19 protein-coding genes and 1 tRNA gene are annotated in these 18,042 nt (G+C 41.1%); 9 read left to right on the forward strand and 11 right to left on the reverse strand.

Annotated features, from left to right (window positions below):
* Positions 1-3 precede the first annotated feature (3 nt).
* Both glyQ and JMX18_RS07435 read right to left on the reverse strand, forming a co-directional pair.
* Complete coding sequence (gene glyQ, locus JMX18_RS07430; protein ID WP_201588275.1) at positions 4-999, reverse strand: glycine--tRNA ligase subunit alpha; 996 nt, start codon at positions 997-999, stop codon at positions 4-6.
* Between the two features lie 401 nt (positions 1,000-1,400).
* Entirely contained in the window at positions 1,401-1,613 is a 213-nt protein-coding gene (locus tag JMX18_RS07435) for a PspC domain-containing protein (protein WP_201586461.1), read from the reverse strand.
* Positions 1,614-2,096: 483 nt separating this feature from the next.
* Here JMX18_RS07435 and nadR point away from each other — a divergent pair, with 483 nt between their 5' ends.
* The 3 genes from nadR to JMX18_RS07450 all read left to right on the forward strand — a co-directional run bounded on the left by nadR (position 2,097) and on the right by JMX18_RS07450 (position 4,519).
* Positions 2,097-3,182 (forward strand): multifunctional transcriptional regulator/nicotinamide-nucleotide adenylyltransferase/ribosylnicotinamide kinase NadR, encoded by a 1,086-nt coding sequence (gene nadR, locus JMX18_RS07440; RefSeq protein ID WP_201586463.1) that lies wholly within the window; start codon positions 2,097-2,099, stop codon positions 3,180-3,182.
* A gap of 34 nt (positions 3,183-3,216) precedes the next feature.
* Positions 3,217-3,960, forward strand: coding sequence for a nicotinamide riboside transporter PnuC (gene pnuC, locus JMX18_RS07445; protein ID WP_201586464.1), 744 nt, complete (start codon positions 3,217-3,219; stop codon positions 3,958-3,960).
* Between the two features lie 106 nt (positions 3,961-4,066).
* The gene (locus JMX18_RS07450; protein ID WP_201586465.1) at positions 4,067-4,519 is read left to right on the forward strand and encodes an Mpo1 family 2-hydroxy fatty acid dioxygenase; all 453 of its coding nucleotides are present in this window, start codon (positions 4,067-4,069) and stop codon (positions 4,517-4,519) included.
* 125 nt (positions 4,520-4,644) lie between these two features.
* Here JMX18_RS07450 and JMX18_RS07455 read toward each other — a convergent pair whose 3' ends face one another.
* From JMX18_RS07455 to JMX18_RS07465, 3 genes are all read right to left on the reverse strand, one after another.
* On the reverse strand, positions 4,645-5,256 hold the full coding sequence (locus JMX18_RS07455; RefSeq protein ID WP_201586466.1) for a nitroreductase family protein: 612 nt from the start codon (positions 5,254-5,256) through the stop codon (positions 4,645-4,647).
* 224 nt (positions 5,257-5,480) lie between these two features.
* On the reverse strand, positions 5,481-6,419 hold the full coding sequence (locus tag JMX18_RS07460; protein WP_201586467.1) for a pirin family protein: 939 nt from the start codon (positions 6,417-6,419) through the stop codon (positions 5,481-5,483).
* Between the two features lie 155 nt (positions 6,420-6,574).
* The gene (locus tag JMX18_RS07465; protein WP_201586468.1) at positions 6,575-7,288 is read right to left on the reverse strand and encodes a pirin family protein; all 714 of its coding nucleotides are present in this window, start codon (positions 7,286-7,288) and stop codon (positions 6,575-6,577) included.
* A 223-nt stretch (positions 7,289-7,511) separates the two neighbouring features.
* On the opposite strand from JMX18_RS07465, the gene JMX18_RS07470 reads away from it, so the two are divergent.
* The gene (locus tag JMX18_RS07470) at positions 7,512-7,838 is read left to right on the forward strand and encodes a GNAT family N-acetyltransferase (RefSeq protein WP_201586469.1); all 327 of its coding nucleotides are present in this window, start codon (positions 7,512-7,514) and stop codon (positions 7,836-7,838) included.
* 118 nt (positions 7,839-7,956) lie between these two features.
* Here JMX18_RS07470 and JMX18_RS07475 read toward each other — a convergent pair whose 3' ends face one another.
* From JMX18_RS07475 to JMX18_RS07490, 4 genes are all read right to left on the reverse strand, one after another.
* Positions 7,957-8,628: an isochorismatase family protein gene (locus JMX18_RS07475; protein ID WP_201586471.1), complete on the reverse strand. Its 672-nt coding sequence runs from the start codon at positions 8,626-8,628 to the stop codon at positions 7,957-7,959.
* Between the two features lie 266 nt (positions 8,629-8,894).
* Positions 8,895-9,440, reverse strand: a complete 546-nt coding sequence (locus tag JMX18_RS07480) for an NADPH-dependent FMN reductase (RefSeq protein ID WP_201586473.1) — start codon at positions 9,438-9,440, stop codon at positions 8,895-8,897.
* Between the two features lie 337 nt (positions 9,441-9,777).
* Complete coding sequence (locus tag JMX18_RS07485) at positions 9,778-10,500, reverse strand: YoaK family protein (protein WP_201586475.1); 723 nt, start codon at positions 10,498-10,500, stop codon at positions 9,778-9,780.
* Between the two features lie 150 nt (positions 10,501-10,650).
* Positions 10,651-11,049: a DoxX family protein gene (locus tag JMX18_RS07490; RefSeq protein WP_201586477.1), complete on the reverse strand. Its 399-nt coding sequence runs from the start codon at positions 11,047-11,049 to the stop codon at positions 10,651-10,653.
* A gap of 472 nt (positions 11,050-11,521) precedes the next feature.
* Between JMX18_RS07490 and JMX18_RS07495 the strand changes: the two genes are divergently transcribed.
* The 4 genes from JMX18_RS07495 (at position 11,522) to JMX18_RS07510 (ending at position 15,353) form a co-directional block, all read left to right on the forward strand.
* Positions 11,522-12,133: a YceI family protein gene (locus JMX18_RS07495; RefSeq protein WP_227674595.1), complete on the forward strand. Its 612-nt coding sequence runs from the start codon at positions 11,522-11,524 to the stop codon at positions 12,131-12,133.
* Positions 12,134-12,344: 211 nt separating this feature from the next.
* The gene (locus JMX18_RS07500; protein ID WP_201586478.1) at positions 12,345-13,250 is read left to right on the forward strand and encodes a LysR family transcriptional regulator; all 906 of its coding nucleotides are present in this window, start codon (positions 12,345-12,347) and stop codon (positions 13,248-13,250) included.
* A gap of 172 nt (positions 13,251-13,422) precedes the next feature.
* Positions 13,423-14,550, forward strand: coding sequence for an MBL fold metallo-hydrolase (locus tag JMX18_RS07505; RefSeq protein ID WP_201586479.1), 1,128 nt, complete (start codon positions 13,423-13,425; stop codon positions 14,548-14,550).
* The gene (locus JMX18_RS07510) at positions 14,550-15,353 is read left to right on the forward strand and encodes an SDR family NAD(P)-dependent oxidoreductase (protein ID WP_201586481.1); all 804 of its coding nucleotides are present in this window, start codon (positions 14,550-14,552) and stop codon (positions 15,351-15,353) included. Before JMX18_RS07505 ends, JMX18_RS07510 begins: the two co-directional genes overlap by 1 nt.
* A 164-nt stretch (positions 15,354-15,517) precedes the next feature.
* On the opposite strand, the gene JMX18_RS07515 is transcribed toward JMX18_RS07510, so the two are convergent.
* Together JMX18_RS07515 and JMX18_RS07520 are read right to left on the reverse strand one after the other, a co-directional pair.
* Positions 15,518-16,309, reverse strand: a complete 792-nt coding sequence (locus JMX18_RS07515) for a glucose 1-dehydrogenase (RefSeq protein ID WP_201586482.1) — start codon at positions 16,307-16,309, stop codon at positions 15,518-15,520.
* 150 nt (positions 16,310-16,459) lie between these two features.
* A tRNA-Gly gene (locus JMX18_RS07520) sits at positions 16,460-16,534 on the reverse strand.
* Positions 16,535-17,178: 644 nt separating this feature from the next.
* On the opposite strand from JMX18_RS07520, the gene JMX18_RS07525 reads away from it, so the two are divergent.
* The gene (locus JMX18_RS07525; RefSeq protein WP_201586483.1) at positions 17,179-17,991 is read left to right on the forward strand and encodes a M48 family metallopeptidase; all 813 of its coding nucleotides are present in this window, start codon (positions 17,179-17,181) and stop codon (positions 17,989-17,991) included.
* The last annotated feature ends 51 nt before the right edge of the window (positions 17,992-18,042 follow it).

Below are 18,042 nucleotides of genomic sequence, written 5' to 3' on the forward strand. Positions count from 1 at the left end.
CTCCTATTTATCGTTATTGTCGTTAGTAGAGGTATGGTTGTCAGTATTATCTGCCAGCGCAGCTTTGCTCTCGTTATCACTCTTGGGCAAATATTTATCCAGCGCCGCTTGACGATGCGCTTCTTCTGCTAGCGGGAAACCCAATCTAGCTCGTGCTTCAACATAACCAAACGCCACCTTGCGTGCCAGCGTTCGTACACGTAAGATAAAACGCTGACGCTCGGTGACTGAAATCGCCCCACGCGCATCAAGCAAGTTAAAGGCATGCGAGGCTTTTAACACCATCTCGTAAGCGGGTAATGGCAAACCTTCGGCCACCAGCTTATCGGCCTGCTGCTCATAAAAGTCAAACAGCTCACCCATCATCGGTACATCGGCATGCTCAAAGTTATAAGTCGATTGCTCAACTTCATTTTGATGGAACACATCGCCATAAGTGACCCGTCCAAACTCGCCATCTGCCCATACCAAGTCGTAAACGCTATCGACATCTTGCACATACATCGCCAAACGTTCCAGACCGTAGGTGATCTCGCCGGTGACTGGAAAGCACTCGATACCGCCGACTTGCTGGAAATAAGTGAACTGCGTCACCTCCATACCATTGAGCCAAATCTCCCAACCCAGTCCCCACGCACCAAGCGTTGGCGACTCCCAGTTATCTTCAACAAAGCGCACATCGTGCACCAAAGGGTCGATACCAATGGCTCTTAAAGAGTCTAAATACAGCTCTTGAATATTGGGCGGGTTGGGTTTTAACACCACTTGAAACTGATAATAATGCTGCAAGCGGTTGGGGTTGTCGCCATAACGACCATCGGTTGGACGGCGTGATGGCTGTACGTAAGCGGCGTTCCAGCGCTCAGGCCCTAAAGAGCGCAAAAAAGTGGCAGTATGGAAAGTACCTGCGCCCACTTCCATATCATAAGGCTGCAACACTACGCAGCCCTTTGATGCCCAAAAGTTCTGTAAAGTTAAAATTAAATCTTGAAAAGTCATCGGTTGGGAATTATCAACTTGGAGAGTCATAAGAAAATCACTATGGAATTAGAAGTATTAGATCGAACGTAATTTATACTAGGTTCAGCGTTCATCCAGCGCATTTGGCTGCTTATCTATTTGCCTGCTCACCTTACTAAAAAATGGCTATTTTATCCATATTTACAGCAACTAAATTTGTTTTATAATCGAAATAAAGGTGAAATTTGGCTCATTTATAGATAAAGACCGGAAAACCACGGATGGTAAGCGGAATATAGCAAAAAAATACCCAGATGCGTTAACATCTGGGCAGGAGGAAAAGTATATCGCTGGTATCCTGTTGGGTCAGGCTTTTTGTTTTTTATGGGCTAGTATTTTTATTATTGTATTGATCTAGTTTATTTATTTAATACCGTTAACTATTGATAAGATTGAACGGTAGCTTTGGGCATAACAATCCATAAAACGATGTAGATTAAGATGCCGGGTACTGCAGCACTTAGTGATGAGATAACCACAAATAGTATGCGCACCCACGTCGGTGACCAGCCTACATATTCTGCGATACCACCCATTACGCCTGCAATCATACGATGGTTCTTGGAGCGATGTAATTTTGCTAACTTAGCCAAACTTCATACCTCTCTTTGGTTTTTAATATTTAGATTTCTTATATTTATGAGCTCTTTTTTTACTTGTACATGATTTTACATTTTTTTAAGATGTGCTATTAAAACTTTCTAAGCGATCTAACTTGCTTTGCTTGAGAATTATTATAGCAAGTCTTCCCTATTTATCTGTTGGCAGTGTAGGTATGGTTTGTGACTTTATGCTACCTAAGCTTACTCCAACCTGTCCCAGCACTCTGTAACTACCTGATTTTAAATAGTTATTTCAAAATGTTTCAGAAATTACTTTATTGCTACTTTGTTTCCATCTTGGTACAGGCTTTTTGCTTGTTATCTAATTATTTTTTAAAGCTATTAGTCATAATCTAAGTTCAAAACCACTTAAGTATGGACTCATTTACAATAACCCACCTGTAATTAACTGCAAATATTTATAACATGCTGATCAACATGCTCTGAATAGCACACTATCAAATGAGGTTTACTATGCATGATAATGGCATAATGATTGGACATTTTGAACCATTACATTTAGGACAAATGCGCAGTATATTGTACGCCGCTGGGCAAGCACAGGCGCTCCATATTATTATCACCAAGCATCCAACCCCGCATCCAGATTTTACTATTACTTTGCAGGATAAGGCACGCTGGCTACAAATGGCCTGTGCGGACCTGCCTTTTATCCATATCTATACCACTGATGAGATCAAGCTACCGCTGCACGAAAGCTTTGATGATGTGGTGATTGATATTGGCACTACCAACGCTAAATTACAGCATATCAGTGCTGAATTGGAGCTACCTGCTGATAGCGTATTGTTCGTCGCTGAAAATCATCCCTTAGCTTCAAATATCTTGGCATCGAACATCATATCAAACCCTGCTTCTATCGAAAATCAGAGTCCATTAATGATGCAGGTAGAGACCACACCGTTGCAGCCAGAATTTGACTCTTATGCCATTGCTCGTGATCCCGTTGCCCATTGGCCAGCGCTCCATCCTCAAGTGCGTGGCGACTATACCAAGACTGTGGCCATTGTTGGCGGCGAAAGCTCAGGTAAAACTACTTTAGTCCATAAGCTTGCCAACTATTATGGGGCTAGCTTTGCTCTTGAGATGGGTAGGCTTTATGTCGGGACAGATTTGGGCGGCAGCGAGATTGGCTTACAATATAGCGATTATGGACCGATTGCGCTCGATCATGCCGAGGCGATGCGCGTAGCCGCTAGCAATGCCACTGCGCCAGTAACCATCATTGATACCGACTTTGTGACTACTCAAGCCTTTTGTGAAGAGTATGAAGGCCGCACTCATCCTTTTGTAACGGCTTGTATTGATGAGTTCCGTGCTGACCATACCATTATGCTGGATAACAATACGCCGTGGGTTGATGACGGGATGCGCTCATTGGGTACGCCTGAGGCGCGTGGACGTTTTGAGCAGCGCTTGATTGATATCTTTGAGCGTCATGATATTGAGCCGCATTTGATTGACCAGCCAGACTATGATACCCGCTACCAACAAGCAATCGCCTTTATCGATGCGCAGATTTATAATAAGAAAGCATAAATTAAGAACAACAATATTTTAAGGAAAATCAGCGATGCGCATTCAGCTTTTAGACAATATCACCGGAAAATGGTCAACACAGTGGATTATTATTTGGTTCCTGTCTGGAGTTGCTGCCCTAAGCGCAGGCTTTTGGACTACTACTGAACACGCTACTCTAGATATATTTTATTTAGGAGTTTCATTTATAGGGCTGATTTGTGTGGTGTCATTATCATTTCGCAAGAATATAATGGGTAATGGCTTTGGTATGGCGGCTACCGCTGGTGAAGTGGTGGTACAAGGCACCTCTGGTGCAGTGGGCTTAATGCTAGCGCCACTGTTCAACTTTTTTACTCATGTTTACGGTATTTTTTATTGGTCAAAGCATACCGATGCTGATGGCGATATGATTCCCAAATCCGCTAATAAGTGGGTTTGGCTTATCACGGCTACCTTTATGATAATCGGTTTAGCACTGTTTCCAACCGTTAATGATTTACTGGCCAGCTATGGTTATGCGGTAGTCGAAGACGATAATAGTAAATTCTTGGGATTTATCTCCTTTTTCTGGATTAATGTGATCGCTTTTATCCTCTCTATTACTGCACAGGCAGCGATGATTTTGCGCTACTCGTTTAACTGGTGGTTGTGGATTATCTCTAACTTTGTCTGGTTAGCTGTTAATTTGATGTCGGGCAATTATATTTTTGCCATTCAGACCATGGTCTATCAGGTTAACTCTTTTGTGGGACTGTATGAATGGCATAGAAGCGAGCGTGATTCAGTAAAAGTATGACTGCGAAGTGCAATAGATAAAATGGCATAGTGGTTTAAATAATGCTACAACTAGTAATAAGTTCATTTAACAATTACTATTTATCAACACTAACAAGGAGGTTAGTATGTCGCGTACTTCCCAAAAGCGCATGTCTAAGCGCACTCTCGAGCAATGGCTGAGTGAGTATTCAGTTAGCCATCAAAACCTGATCAATAAAAGAATCCACTGGTTATGTGTCCCTACTATTTTTGTCAGTATTTTAGGCATGGGCATGTCTCTCTCAGTGTGGATCACTTTAGTACTCAGTGCTTTAGTATTATTGTTTTATGTACAGTTATCTACTCCGCTATTCTTAGCAATGGGCATTTTTATTCTAATATGTTTGGCAGTGATGGCGGCTATGCCGTTGGGATTTAAAGCGTGGGCCAGTGTGTTTGTCATTGCTTGGATCGGGCAATTTATCGGTCATAAGATTGAAGGTAAAAAACCGTCATTCTTTGAAGATTTACAGTTCTTACTGATTGGCCCTGCATGGGTTGCCAACAACTTCTTAGGCGGTAAAAAGAAGCCTGCTTAAACTAACAAGCTCTAATCACTGTAGTTAAAAATATTTGGTTAAAAAGATATAGGTAAAAAAAGCGTCATCCCTTTATAAAGGAATGACGCTTTTAATGGTAAATGACTTCTATTTATTCAATAAGCTTATTTGCCAAATACTTTCATACGCTCGTCAGTAGGTTTAAACTCTTTATCGCCTGCTGGTTGCTCAATACCACCAAATACCATTTGCGCAATAAGATCCCAATGATCATCAATACCCCAGGTTTCAGATACTTTGTTATCAATAACCGGGTTGTAGTGCTGCAAGTTAGCGCCAACGTTTACGCTTGCTAGACTCGTCCATAATACATATTGATGAATTGCACTGGTATGCTCTGCCCAAATAGGGAACTTGTCAGCGTATAGTGGCGCCGCTTCTTGTAAGTTTCTGACTACGGTTTGATCTTCAAAGAATAGAATAGTACCCGCAGCTGCTTTAAAGCCGCCTATTTTCTGCTTAGTAGGCGCAAACTGCTCTTCGTCATTAACGATATCACGTAAGACATCTTCAGTGATGTCCCATAGCTTGTTATGATCTTCATCAAACAATACTACGATACGCGTTGACTGGGAGTTGAATGCTGATGGTGTGTGCAAAATAGCATGCTCGACCATCTTGATAATATCTTCTTTTGAAACCGGTAGTTGATCGTTTAGTGCATAAATTGAACGACGTTTTTCGGCCAGTTGTTGTAGATCTTGTAAATCTGACATAGTTATTCTCCAAATAATTAATTAGTGTAAATAATGAAGTTTATTTTAGAACGATAATTATAATGAATCGTTTCAAGCTCAATAAATCTGCTCTATTATAGAAAACTTAGCTTATATTGATAGCCCCTTTTTGTAAGATAACTTAACTAGAACTATCAATTATTAAAAAATACTAAATACTATGAGCTTTTTACCTTAACTTCTTTCAGCTAGTTTTTCTTAACCTAACCTTTAAAACCTTCTGGTAGCTCTGGTGCCGGCAGACGTTTCATATCAGAGTCTACATTACCAAAACGCTCGTGGCCATTGTTCCAGTCGATGATAGATTGCTCAATCTCTTCTTTATTGTCGGCAACGAAGTTCCACCATAGTAGTACTTGGTTGTTTAAAGGCTCACCACCGATAAACATCACGCGCGTGCCTTTTTTGGCAACCAGCTTGATGCTTTTATTATTAGCAACATCGCTATCATGGAAACGCAGTAGCTGATCTTGTGGGCAAACTTTGCCCTCTGATTCAATCTCACCTTCAGTTACTAAGATTCCATACTCAAAGCCTGGCTCTAGAGTAAAAGTAACCTCGCCGTCTTGGGTAAAATAGGCATCGATACCAACCATTTTTGAATACTGGATGGTAGGCGCTTCATATTTTTCGCCTGACACACTGGTATAACTGCCAGTAGTAAGTATCATCTCAACGCCATTTTCACGCCAACGTGGCAGCTCTGGGTAATGATGAAAACTACGTTCAATCTCTTGATCGGTAGGTAGTGCAATCCACAGTTGCACCATGCTCAATGCGCGCGATGCATCTGGCGAGCCACCGGTATCTGGAAAGATACTTTGCTCAGTATGACTGATACCTTGGTCAAGACCAGTACCGGCGGTCATAACGTTCACTTGGTTTTTAGTAATAACTTGCTCGTTACCTAGGCTGTCTTTGTGCAGCACTTCACCGTCTAACATCCAGCTAAAGGTCTGAAGGTTGGTATGCGGATGACGACCGACCTGCATACCTGACTCATCCTCACCAAATTCAGCAGGACCAGCATGATCTAAAAAGCACCATGCACCAATGGGCTTTTTGCCTTTATTAGGTAACAGACGCGCGATAGGGATACCGCCAACGTCAGCCAAACGAGGTTGTAGCGTTTCAATACTCATCGCTTATTTCTCCTTACACATTTCGCATAATTTTTATAATAATCTAGTGGTAGATGTTTTGATTTAGATCAAAGCTGGGTTAAAACCCAGCTTGTAACGATCCTAAGATTAGTACTAAGATGATTAGCCCTAAGATTGGATTTTAGGAATTGATACTAAAGTGTCATTGGCACTTCCATTACCAGCACTCTAGCATCATCGATGACATCCATCGTAAAATTCTTAGTGTCTACCATACCTAAACCATCACGGTTGTCTAGTGTATTTCCATTAATCACTACTTTACCGCTAATAACAAACACATAAACACCATTGTTAGCATCTTTTAGCTGATAGGTTTCAGTCAGGCCTTTATCAAAATCGCCCATATGAAACCAAGCGTTTTGATGGATCCATACGCCTGCATCATCAGGATTAGGCGATAGCACTTGGTTGAACTGGTTGTGCTGCATACCTTCATCGATACGTATCTGCTGGTAGCGCGGCGTGACATTTCTCTTATTCGGAATCACCCAAATTTGCAAGAACTTCACTGGCTCCTCGTTATCACCATTCATCTCGCTGTGAGTAATACCCGTACCGGCTGACATGACTTGGATCTCGCCAGTTTCAATGATACCGTTATTACCAATATCATCACCGTGACCGAGTTTACCAGATAAAGGAATACTGATAATCTCCATATCACGATGCGAGTGCTTCCCAAAGCCTTGACCACCGATGACAAAATCATCGTTAATCACCCGTAAAGCACCAAAGCCCATACGCTCAGGATTATGATAGTTGGCGAAGCTAAAGGTGTGACGGCTTTTTAACCAGCCGTGGTTAGCATCACCGCGTGAATCTGCTGCATGATAAATAGTTTTCATAAGATGTCCTTAATTTTTATCGTTTGGTTTAAACTATGGCTATATTATAATTGTTAACTAAAGATAGATAAACTCATGTAAACAAAATTGACTATTCTTATTACAAGAACAATAACATCATATACACAGAGTATTATTACTTATAGCTATCATAATAGGTGATTGGTACAAGCTACTTACTTTACCATTGATAATTCATTTAAACTTTCAAAGGAGTATAACCATGTCGGATAAGCAACCATTAAATTATGAAGTCATTGATAACACTGAAGAGCAGCGTTTTGAGATTCATATCGAGGATAAAATCGCTCTAGAAGACTATGAATTTTTCACCACCTCAGAAGGTAAAAAAGGTATCGAGTATAAACACACTGAAGTACCAAAAGAGCTTGGTGGTCAAGGTATCGCAGGCTATTTGGTCAAGCATATCTTAGACGATGCCGCCGCTAAAGGTTTGGTAGTCAAACCGACTTGTCCTTATGTCAAATCTTATATCGACAAGCACCCTGAATATCAGGATATCTCTGTGTTCCATAATGCAAAGGCTTAATAGTTATATTTCAGAGTATTAATCTACTTCAAATTAATAAGCTCAAAAAAACGCCATGCTTCAAGCATGGCGTTTTGGTTTTAAACCTATAAGTATCTCAATACTTCAAGTTTACACCTTAGACATTATTAACGATATTTTTTGGTGGATTATAGTAGTACTGCACCCCTACACCATAGGCGCCGCCGTGCTCTTTGACGATATTCATGACATCATCATAAGTCTCTTCACGCGCCCAATCACGTTGTAACTCACACAGTACCTGAATCCAGGTTACCGGTGTTACCCCTGCTTCTGTCATGCGAATAATTGCCATATCGTGAGCTTCTTTGCTCGCTCCGCCGCACGCATCAGTAACTACATAAACGTCATAGCCCTGATCTGCCGCCGTTATCGCTGGTAATAGTACACAGATCTCAGTCCACAATCCTGACATGACAATCTTCTTACGACCAGTCTTTTTGACTGCATCAACCACGCGCTGATCTTCAAACGCATTAAGCCCCGTACGGTCGATTGGTGTATGGTCTTCAAACACTCTTTTTTGTTGCTGCGGGATCTCGCCCGTAAAGTCGTCAGTAGTTAAAGTCGTTAGGATAGAGGGGATATCCCAGATTTTTGCAGTCTTCGCTAAGCCTTGAATAGCGTTCATAACCGCATTGGCATCATGACTTTGTAGCCCAAAGTACATTTGTGGCTGCTGGTCAATGAACATAAATACGGTATTATCAGGCGTTAATAGTTTGTCACTAGGTTCGGCCTTAACCTGTTCTACATTAAAATTAGACATAATTGCTTCCTTTTATTATGAGTGAAATGGTCTAGTGTTATCGTTATCTAAGAATTATTTAATATAATGAATATTGATCATTTATCTAAAAATCAACAAGCACTACACACTAGTAAATAACTCTTAACAATATACTGTCGCCCTATTTTGAGAACAAAATAGTCAACCAGTAAAGTGTCTGTTAATTTCCTATTAAAATGCACTTTGTATTGTTTGTTTTATTACTAAAGCTTTATTCTTGGTGTATTAGCATTTTGTCCACTAATTTACTTCGCTATGTATTCGACAAAACCATCAACGAATCTTTTTAGGAACTTTTGTGTACGTTCACTAACTTGTCCATTCTCATCTAAACTTTCTGCTGCTCGGCCTAAATAAACTTCAGGACTCACCATCATCTGTGCTGACAGCATTTGCATACTCTTACGTACATCGAGACCGCTGACTCTACCGCCATAAGTACCAGGGGATGCGGTAACGACAGCTACTTTTTTATCTGTCCAGACGCTTTTGCCATGAGGCCGTGAGCCAATATCTATTACGTTTTTTAGCGCCGCAGGCATAGTGCGATTATGCTCTGGCGTTACAATAAGTACCGCATCAGCTTGACTGAGTTGTTTACGAACCCGAGTATAGTTAGCAATATCTTGGTTGTCATAGTCTTGATTATAGAGCGGCAAATCAGCGATATTCACCTCTTCTACTTCGATACTGTCAGGTATCTGCGAGACAATATATTCGGCAAACTTACGATTAATTGATGCCTCTCGTAGGCTACCAATGATTAGTGCGACGCGTGCAGGTGTACTCATGATAAACTCCTAATTATTATTCATTTTATTGTCGTTATTATTAATGTCTTTCTTGAGGTACTTCTTATTAAGCTACTTCTAAAATTGTTAACGTATTTTTTCAATGTAGCAGCCAAGTAAGCTAAAATATTTAACTGTGAAAATCTGGTGCTTTAACAAAGCTAACCTTAGTATAATTGTTGACCTTGACCAGATAAACGGTAATAAATACAATTGTTAATTCTGTTTATGAGAACAATTGTTTTGAATTTCAGTAATTAACTACTTATCTTAAAACCAGTTGTTGAGAATAAGATCGTAAATAGACATGTTGGAAAGGTGAGAGTGCGAAAAAGCTTTAACCAATATTTTGTAAAAAGCCTTCTTTGCGTGCCACTACCGATAAATAAAGTACTGGTAAGACAAACAAACCCACCGCCCAATAGCTTAATTTGACATATAAAAGTGCGCCCAATAGCGCCCCAACGATAAAGCTTAAGACTAGCGCTGAGCTATGACCTAGTTTTTTGGCATTTTCAGAAGTTCGATTGGCCAAATAATCTGATAGATTAATTCCCAACTGGGTAGTATTACCAGTCATTAATACCGTTGGACTCATATGCTTAATTACCGTTTTGCTAGCGGTATTACGGATGGCTAAGGCAGTTAAACCTAAGCCGCCAGTAATAGCTACAGTAATACTGTCAGCATCGGTAAAGGGCTGAAAATATAAGCCCGCTATCATAAAGGCAAGCAAGAAAACCGCTTCCGCCAATAATAAATGACTGAGTATCAACTGCTGGCGACGACTTTTATCGATATAAATTTTAGTAATAACCACTGTCAAGATAAACAGCGGTACTGATGCCAGCTTAATCCACAATCCATCTTCGCCTTTGACCAAACCGCTACCTGCTAATACTAAGTTACCAGTAACGTGCGCAGTGAAAAATCCGAATAGAGTTATAAAACCAATAGTATCTATCGCTCCACCAACAACGGTTAACAACACAGGCGTTTTATAGCGTTGCCAAAAACTAACCTGTGCGGTACCTGTACTATTAACAGTATTGTTGGACATTAAATAACACACTCATTGTTTTATAAACATTTTTATAGCTACTATTATCAGCTTCACCACGCATTTCAATAAGCTGGCTAATTAGCTAGCGTCATCGAGTCACTACGACCACTACTTGGCTACTCATTATTTTATATAGCCTTATATAACTTAGTATCTAGTATGATTGTGCGAAGGACCATCGACAGAATAGGCGCCGGGACCATAAGCAAAAATCAATAGAAAACCACCCGCCATAGCGATGTTCTTCATAAATGGATTCATTTGCGACTCATCAATCCAAAATTGATGAAAGATAAATGCTGACACGATATTGAAACCAACAAATAGCAACGCTACTAAACGTGCTTTAAAACCTATTAGAATAGCAATACCGCCAAATAGCTCAAGTGCAATAACTAAGGGTAATAACAAGCTCGGTACACCCATAGACTCCATATAGCCGGCTGTATCTGCGTAACCGGTGATCTTGCTAAAACCTGAAAAAATAAAAATCATCGATAAAAATAGGCGACCGATTGGTGCGCTAATATCTTGTAACTTATCCATCAACATTCTCCATCCGTAATATAAAAATATATTTAAGTGTTTTTCTTTTCGTTAAACAGTGACAATATTGTAGTTGTTGTTTATAAATAGATAAACTGCGATAATTACAAATGTAAGTTCTCAGTATAAGAACAATAGCGTATATGAATAATAGTGAATTAACCGTATCATAAGTGTTTCGTTAGGTAGGATCTTTACTTTTAAATGCATGAGAATTTTTAATGAAGGTTAATTATCAAAGCACTTATATGCCCCCACAATGAGTACATAAATCTTAGAAATGTACATTTTTTGATAGTTTTAGCCTTAAATAGCCTAATTTTTGCTAAACTTTAACATCTTTATATATAAGCAGTGCTTAACTCACACGCTTTTAGTTTAAACCAGTCTTTGAACTGGTGGTTGAATAAGGTAGTATATTTACCCAAATCTATACTTACCTGCATTTACTCATTTAACAAAAGGATTGATTATGATGGATTCAAAATTTATCAAGCAAGTAAATCGCACTATAGCTATCGCTGCGATCAGTAGTCTTGGCATGCTTAGCACGCTAGGTCATGCGGCCACTTACGAGCTTGACCCGCATCATACCGCAGTACGCTTTTCTGTAGACCACTTTGGCACCACTACCAATGCTGGCGGTTTTTATAACCTATCGGGTAATCTTGAGTATGCTCCTGAAGAACAAAAAGGTTTTATTGGCCTTACTATACCCATGGGCAGCTTGAGCACAGGCATCAAAGCCTTTGATGGTCATCTAAGATCTGCTGATTTTTTTAATGTAAAAGAGTACCCAACCGCTTACTTCAAATCTACTGATTGGGTATTCGATGGCAATAAAGTCAAGGCAGTCAAGGGGAATTTGACTCTACTCAATGAGACCCACCCTGTCACCTTAACGGCTACAAAGTTCGGTTGTTACGATAGCCCTGTATTAGGAACGGAAGCTTGTGGTGGTGATTTTGAAACCACTATCGATAGAACCAAATGGGGTATCGATACCTTTACCGATGGCGGTATAATGAAAAATGTCAAACTAGTTATTCAGGTAGAAGGTAGTAAAGTAGAAGATCTAAAATAAGTGTCCTGCTAACTTATTGATTAGATAAAGGCTGGGCTTCTAATCCTGAAAAGCGTCAAAAAATTGCACTGCTAGGAAATTATAAATTTTCTCTTGCACTAGGATAGAGGTCTCTAGACCTTTATTGTCTCATAGCCTTGCAAGGGAAGTTCTTTAAATAGAATTTCCCTTTTTAATTTGGTAGAGCTAACAAGCTAATAAGGAGGCTGGAATGGGTCAATTAGAAGATATGGCTATGTTTGTACGAGTTGTCGAAGCTGGCAGCATTACTAAAGCCGCCGACCAGCTGAACATCGCTAAATCAGCGGTTAGCCGGCGCCTAAAAGATTTAGAAACCCGTTTAGGAAGTCAATTAATCAGTCGCACCACTCGTCAATCTAATTTAACCGAGGCCGGTGAGCACTATTACCAGCAAGTATGCAGTATATTAAATGAGGTCGATGCACTTAACGAACAGACTAGCGGCGCCCCTACTCGTATAGAAGGCACTTTAAAAATGACTGCCCCACTATCCTTCGGTCTTATGCATCTCAATGAAGTAATTAGTGACTATGCCAATCAAAACCCCAATTTAGATTTTGAGCTGGATTTCTCTGATAGACATATTGACTTGATTGAAGAAGGTTACGAGCTGGCTATTCGTATTGGCGAGCTCAAAGATTCTAGCTACCAAGCCAAGCGTCTGACCTCTGTCCGTTTTATACTTTGCGCCAGCCCTGAATATTTAGATACCAAAGGGAGGCCTAAAACCTTAGAAGACTTAAAAGATCACACCTTTTTGCAATATAGCTTAGCTAAATATAGTGACTTAGAGCTTATAGATGAAAAGGGCAAAAAACACAACATAGCAATAGATGCCAAAATAAAAGCGACCAATGGTGAGTTTTTGGCAAATATGGCGGTAAAAGGTCATGGGATTGTTTTTATACCGACTTTTATTGCTTATAAAGCATTGAGACGCGGCGAGCTCGTACCGATTTTACAGCAATATCAACAACCTACCCTAAATGCTTATGCCGTCTATCCAAAAAATCGATTTTTATCACAACGTTGTCGCTATTTAATAGATTTTATCGCCGAGCGCTTTGGCGATGATCCTTATTGGGATCAGTTTTAATCGATAATAACATTGATAATAACATTGATAGTTACTTAGTTATCTTAATTATCTTAGGTATTGAATGAGACTTACGAGTCTCATAAAGTCGCTATAACTCTTAAAGTAATATTGCTACTATCATACGCTAGAAGTTTTTTAGATATATCCATTAATCATAAGGAGATGAATTATGGATCATACTGAGCTACACCATCTTGGCATGAAAGCCATAACCGAATTCGACGATGTGCGTCAAAGTCCATTGCCCAAGGAGCGCTTAGAGGCAGCTCGCAAGCAAGCAGAGGCCTTTAGAGAGCGCTTTATGGCTGAGCCAGAAGTCGAGTATTATCAAAGCGTCAATTTGGTTCGAGTCCCTTATCCTACGTGGTACGCTTACAGCGGCGTCTATACTCAAAGTACTTATAAATTCCCTTATCTGCATATTCTAAATCGGCTATTCATTATCCAGTATCACGATTTTTTGGGTGAATTAAAAACTTTACTGTTCTCCCCTTCTGATATCGATGCGGATCGTGAAACGCCCTTTTTCAAGCGCTTAACTAATAAAATGCCCAGCTGGTCGCCACTTGAGAGCGTGGTTGCGCCTATCTTTCGTGATGTCAACGAAGCTTTAGCTGAGATAGGACTCACGCCTGAAGATGTCGATTATATTAGCTATGACCATTTGCACACCCAAGATGTCCGTCAGTGGCTGGGCTCTACAACTGCCTCCTCCAACCAGCCTGCCTACTTTCCCAATGCCAAGCTATTAGTCCACGAAAAAGAGTGGCAAAGCGTACAAGGGCTACTGCCTATCCAAGCAGATTGGTATTGCCCCAATGGTATTGAAGGCATTGATGCTGATAAGGTTGTTACTTTTAACGGTAGTATTCAACTGGGTAAAGGGTTAGCGCTAGTGCACACTCCCGGACATACTGAAGGCAATCACTCTTTAGTTGCTCGAGTGCCTGACGGCATAAGGGTTACCTCAGAAAATGGCGTAGGCGCCGATGCTTATGCCCCAATGAATTCTAAGATCAATGCCATCCGCCGCTATGCCAAAGATACCGATATTGAAGTTATCTTAAACGGCAATACGCTAGAAGGCAGTAATGAGCAATATATCTCCATGGTCATTGAAAAAACCATTGCCGGCCCCTCAAGTAACCCAGACTTCCCTAACTGCGCTTCCAGTAGTGAAGCCACCCCTTATTGGCTACTTCCCGGTCATAAGGTCAGTCATCTGATTGGCGAGGCGAAGTTTGGCCGTCTGAATAAAAGTAGCTCAAGCAGCGCTTCAAAGAAGGAAGGTGCTTGATGAGTTACTTTACTAATAAAACCGTTTATATCACTGGCGCCGCCTCCGGTATCGGTTTTGAAACCGCTAAGCAGCTGATTCAACAGGGTAGCAACTTGATGTTGTTTGACGTACAACCGCTTGATGAAACGCTATCTACTTTACAAGCGATGAATAAAAAGGGTGTTGCCATCAGCACCTATAAGCTTGATGTGACCGATGCTGATATGACCACTCAACTGATAGCAGACGCCGCCGATAAGCAATCACCTGATATCTTGATGCACTTTGTGGGCATTACGGGCCCTTGGACGTTTGATGAGATGAGTCAAGAGCAATTTGAGCGGGTGATTAATATCAACCTATTTGGTACACGCAACGTGCTTGCCGCCATGCGTCCGTTCTTAGGGAGCGGCGACCAAGTGATGATCACCACCTCGATGTCCTCCTTCACTGGCAGTCATGGTTATAGCTCGTATAGTGCCTCGAAATTTGCCATTTGGGGCATGATGCAATCGCTAAGTTTTGAGTGGAAGCCGTTGGGGATTGATATTACTGTTTTTGCGCCGCCGCCGATAGATACGCCGCTGACTCAATCTGAAGTTGGGGTCATGTCAAAAGCAGGTGTTGGCATGAAAAAGCTGGCAGGCGAGCTGAAAATTGAGAACGCCGTCAAAGCGATGTTAAAAGGCGTAGAAAACCGCGAGTTCTTGGTAATACCAGGGGTGATGGCGAACTTGATCAGATTACAACTACGCTTCTTCCCTGTTAAATGGGTAAACTGGATAGGTAATACCAGTGTCAGACTGTCTATGAGAAAGTAAGCCTATATTGAGTCACTTTAGAAATTTTACCGCCCCGTCCAGTGCTGCGGACATTAATTTTGCTCCATAAAAGTTTGGCTCTAATCTAAAAAATATAAAAAGCGCCATCTAATGCTTAATTAGATGGCGCTTTTTGATTGAGTCTCTTAATAGTTAAGCTTAAATTAATCCAAAGTTTGTACACCGCCGCCATTTACAAACAGCGTCTGACCACTTACCCAGCTCGATATAGGCGAAGCGAAATAAAGCATGGCACCAGCGATATCGTCCGCCTCTCCTAAACGCTGAATCGGCGTATGCGAGAGCATTTTTTCTTCAATTTCAGGGGTCAACACGCTTTCTAGTGAGGCTGTGCGCGTGGCGCCCGGGCCAACCGCATTGATACGTACTTCAGGCCCAAAGTCGTGAGCTAAATTAGCGACCATGTGGTTGACCGCTGCTTTTGAGGCGGCATAACCGCTCATGTCTGGACTTTTATTAACACTGGACATCGAGGTGGTTATGACGATTGAGCCATAGCCCGACTCCTTCATATGCGGTACACATAGCTGACACAGACGCCAAGCGCTAAAAACGTTCAACTCAAAGTCGCGGCGAAAATCATCAACAGTGATTTCAAACGGGTTCTCTTGACCACCGCCGCCGCCACCAGCGTTGTTAATCAAGATATTGATAGCGCCAAACTTCTCCATAGCTTTATCAACCATGGTTTTGAGGTCATCGTCTTTTAAGATATTGCACTCAACCGCTAAGGCTTTAACGCCGAAGCTTTCGATTTCTTTGGCGGCGGCTTGTGCCTCATCTATTTTTAGATCGGCGATAACGATATTGGCTCCTGCTTGCGCTAAACGTAAAGCAGATGCTTTGCCAATACCGTTGGCGCCGCCGGTTACGATAGCAACTTTACCGGATAAATCGAATAGTTCATCAAATGTTTTTTGTTTAAATTCTGGCATCATTGATCCTTATAATAATTATTATAGAATTAACCATTATGCGCCTTTAAACTTAGCTTGCTGTGACAGATTGCCCGTCTTTTGTAATCGAAAAAAAGCCCCACACTCGTATTACGAGTGTGGGGCTTTTACGCTTTTGCAAGCCATATTTGGAGCGGGATAAGAGATTCGAACTCTCGACCCCAACCTTGGCAAGGTTATGCTCTACCACTGAGCTAATCCCGCTTAGATTAAGTCATAGTCATATTATTAATTAATAAGGGCTACGTCTCAATAGGATGGCTATTTTAGCAATTATTAAGCGTCTGTCAATCCCTTTTTTCGACTTTATAAATTAAACTGTTGAAAAGAAATAGTCTCTTTAACTAAAAATAACATTAAACCATTGATTTTAAGCCAATTTTTAACTCATTGTCCTAGAAGGAATTTGCTAAATTTTTTCAGTATAATTAGTAGAATAGTCACTGACACCTTAAAGCAGTAGTCTGCCTTTACAGGATTATTTATTGTTATACCCCGCCTAACCCCTAGCTTAATGATACTGAACTGCCCAACCCCCTATCAGAGCTTGTCGTTTATTCGACCAGTCTATTCCGTAAGTTCAGTTACAATGGCACGCTGTATTGTTACTTTTGATGCACTGGTTTTATGGGATGATCATTATTATAATTACTATTATAAATGTTAACCTAAACTACAGCGATGTTTACAGCAGCCATCCGTAATAAGTAATAACTGAGTAGCGTACTGAGCTCTGACGTAAAAAACATGATCTAATAAAAACGTGAAAGCGTCTTATCGGCTGTCTATCATTAACTTAACGATTAATCTCTTTGTTCCAATTTATTTTTACAGCGAGGATGTATATTATGAAAAAACTGCTTACCACCACAGTTATGGCAGCATCTTTATCGGCCCTCAGCCTTAGTGGCTGTTCTAGTACTACTAATAGCGGCGCTATTGGCGTAGATCGTCAGCAGCTTCTACTGGTATCAAATGAGCAAGTACTGCAACTATCAGCCCAAAGCTATAATAAAAGTATTCAAGAGGCTCGTAAACGTGGCGTGCTTGACACCAATCAAGCTCAGCTCAATCGGTTGAAGAATATTTCTAACCGCCTAATTGCCCAAGTGGGTATTTATCGCCCTGATGCAGCACGCTGGAACTGGGAAGTGCATACTATCAAGTCTAACGAACTTAATGCGTTTGTTATGCCCGGTGGTAAGATTATGTTCTATACCGGTATCATTGATCGCCTAAATCTGACCGATGACGAGATTGCTGCGATTATGGGCCATGAGATGTCGCATGCTCTACGTGAGCACTCACGTGAACGCATCTCACGTGAATATGCTACACAAACCGGTATTGGTGTAGCCGCTAGCATATTTGGACTCTCTCAAGGTCAAGCAGAGCTTGCCAACCTAGCCGGTGATTTTGGTTTAAGTCGTCCGCATAGCCGCACCCAAGAAAGCGAAGCTGACCAGATTGGTCTTGAGTTAATGGCTAGAGCAGGCTATAACCCGCAAGCCGCTATCACTCTGTGGCAAAAAATGCAGCGTGCCAGCCAAGGTGAGCCGCCACAATTCCTCAGTACTCACCCCTCAAGTGGTAGTCGTATTGCTCAATTGCAAAGCTTAATGCCAAAGGTGATGCCGCTATATCAACAATCACGCCGTTAATAACGAGCTTAGCTTTGTAAAAGCTAAGGTTATAAAGACAGAAGGCAGAGC

Source organism: Psychrobacter jeotgali (genome assembly GCF_904846315.1).
GTDB lineage: Bacteria > Pseudomonadota > Gammaproteobacteria > Pseudomonadales > Moraxellaceae > Psychrobacter > Psychrobacter jeotgali.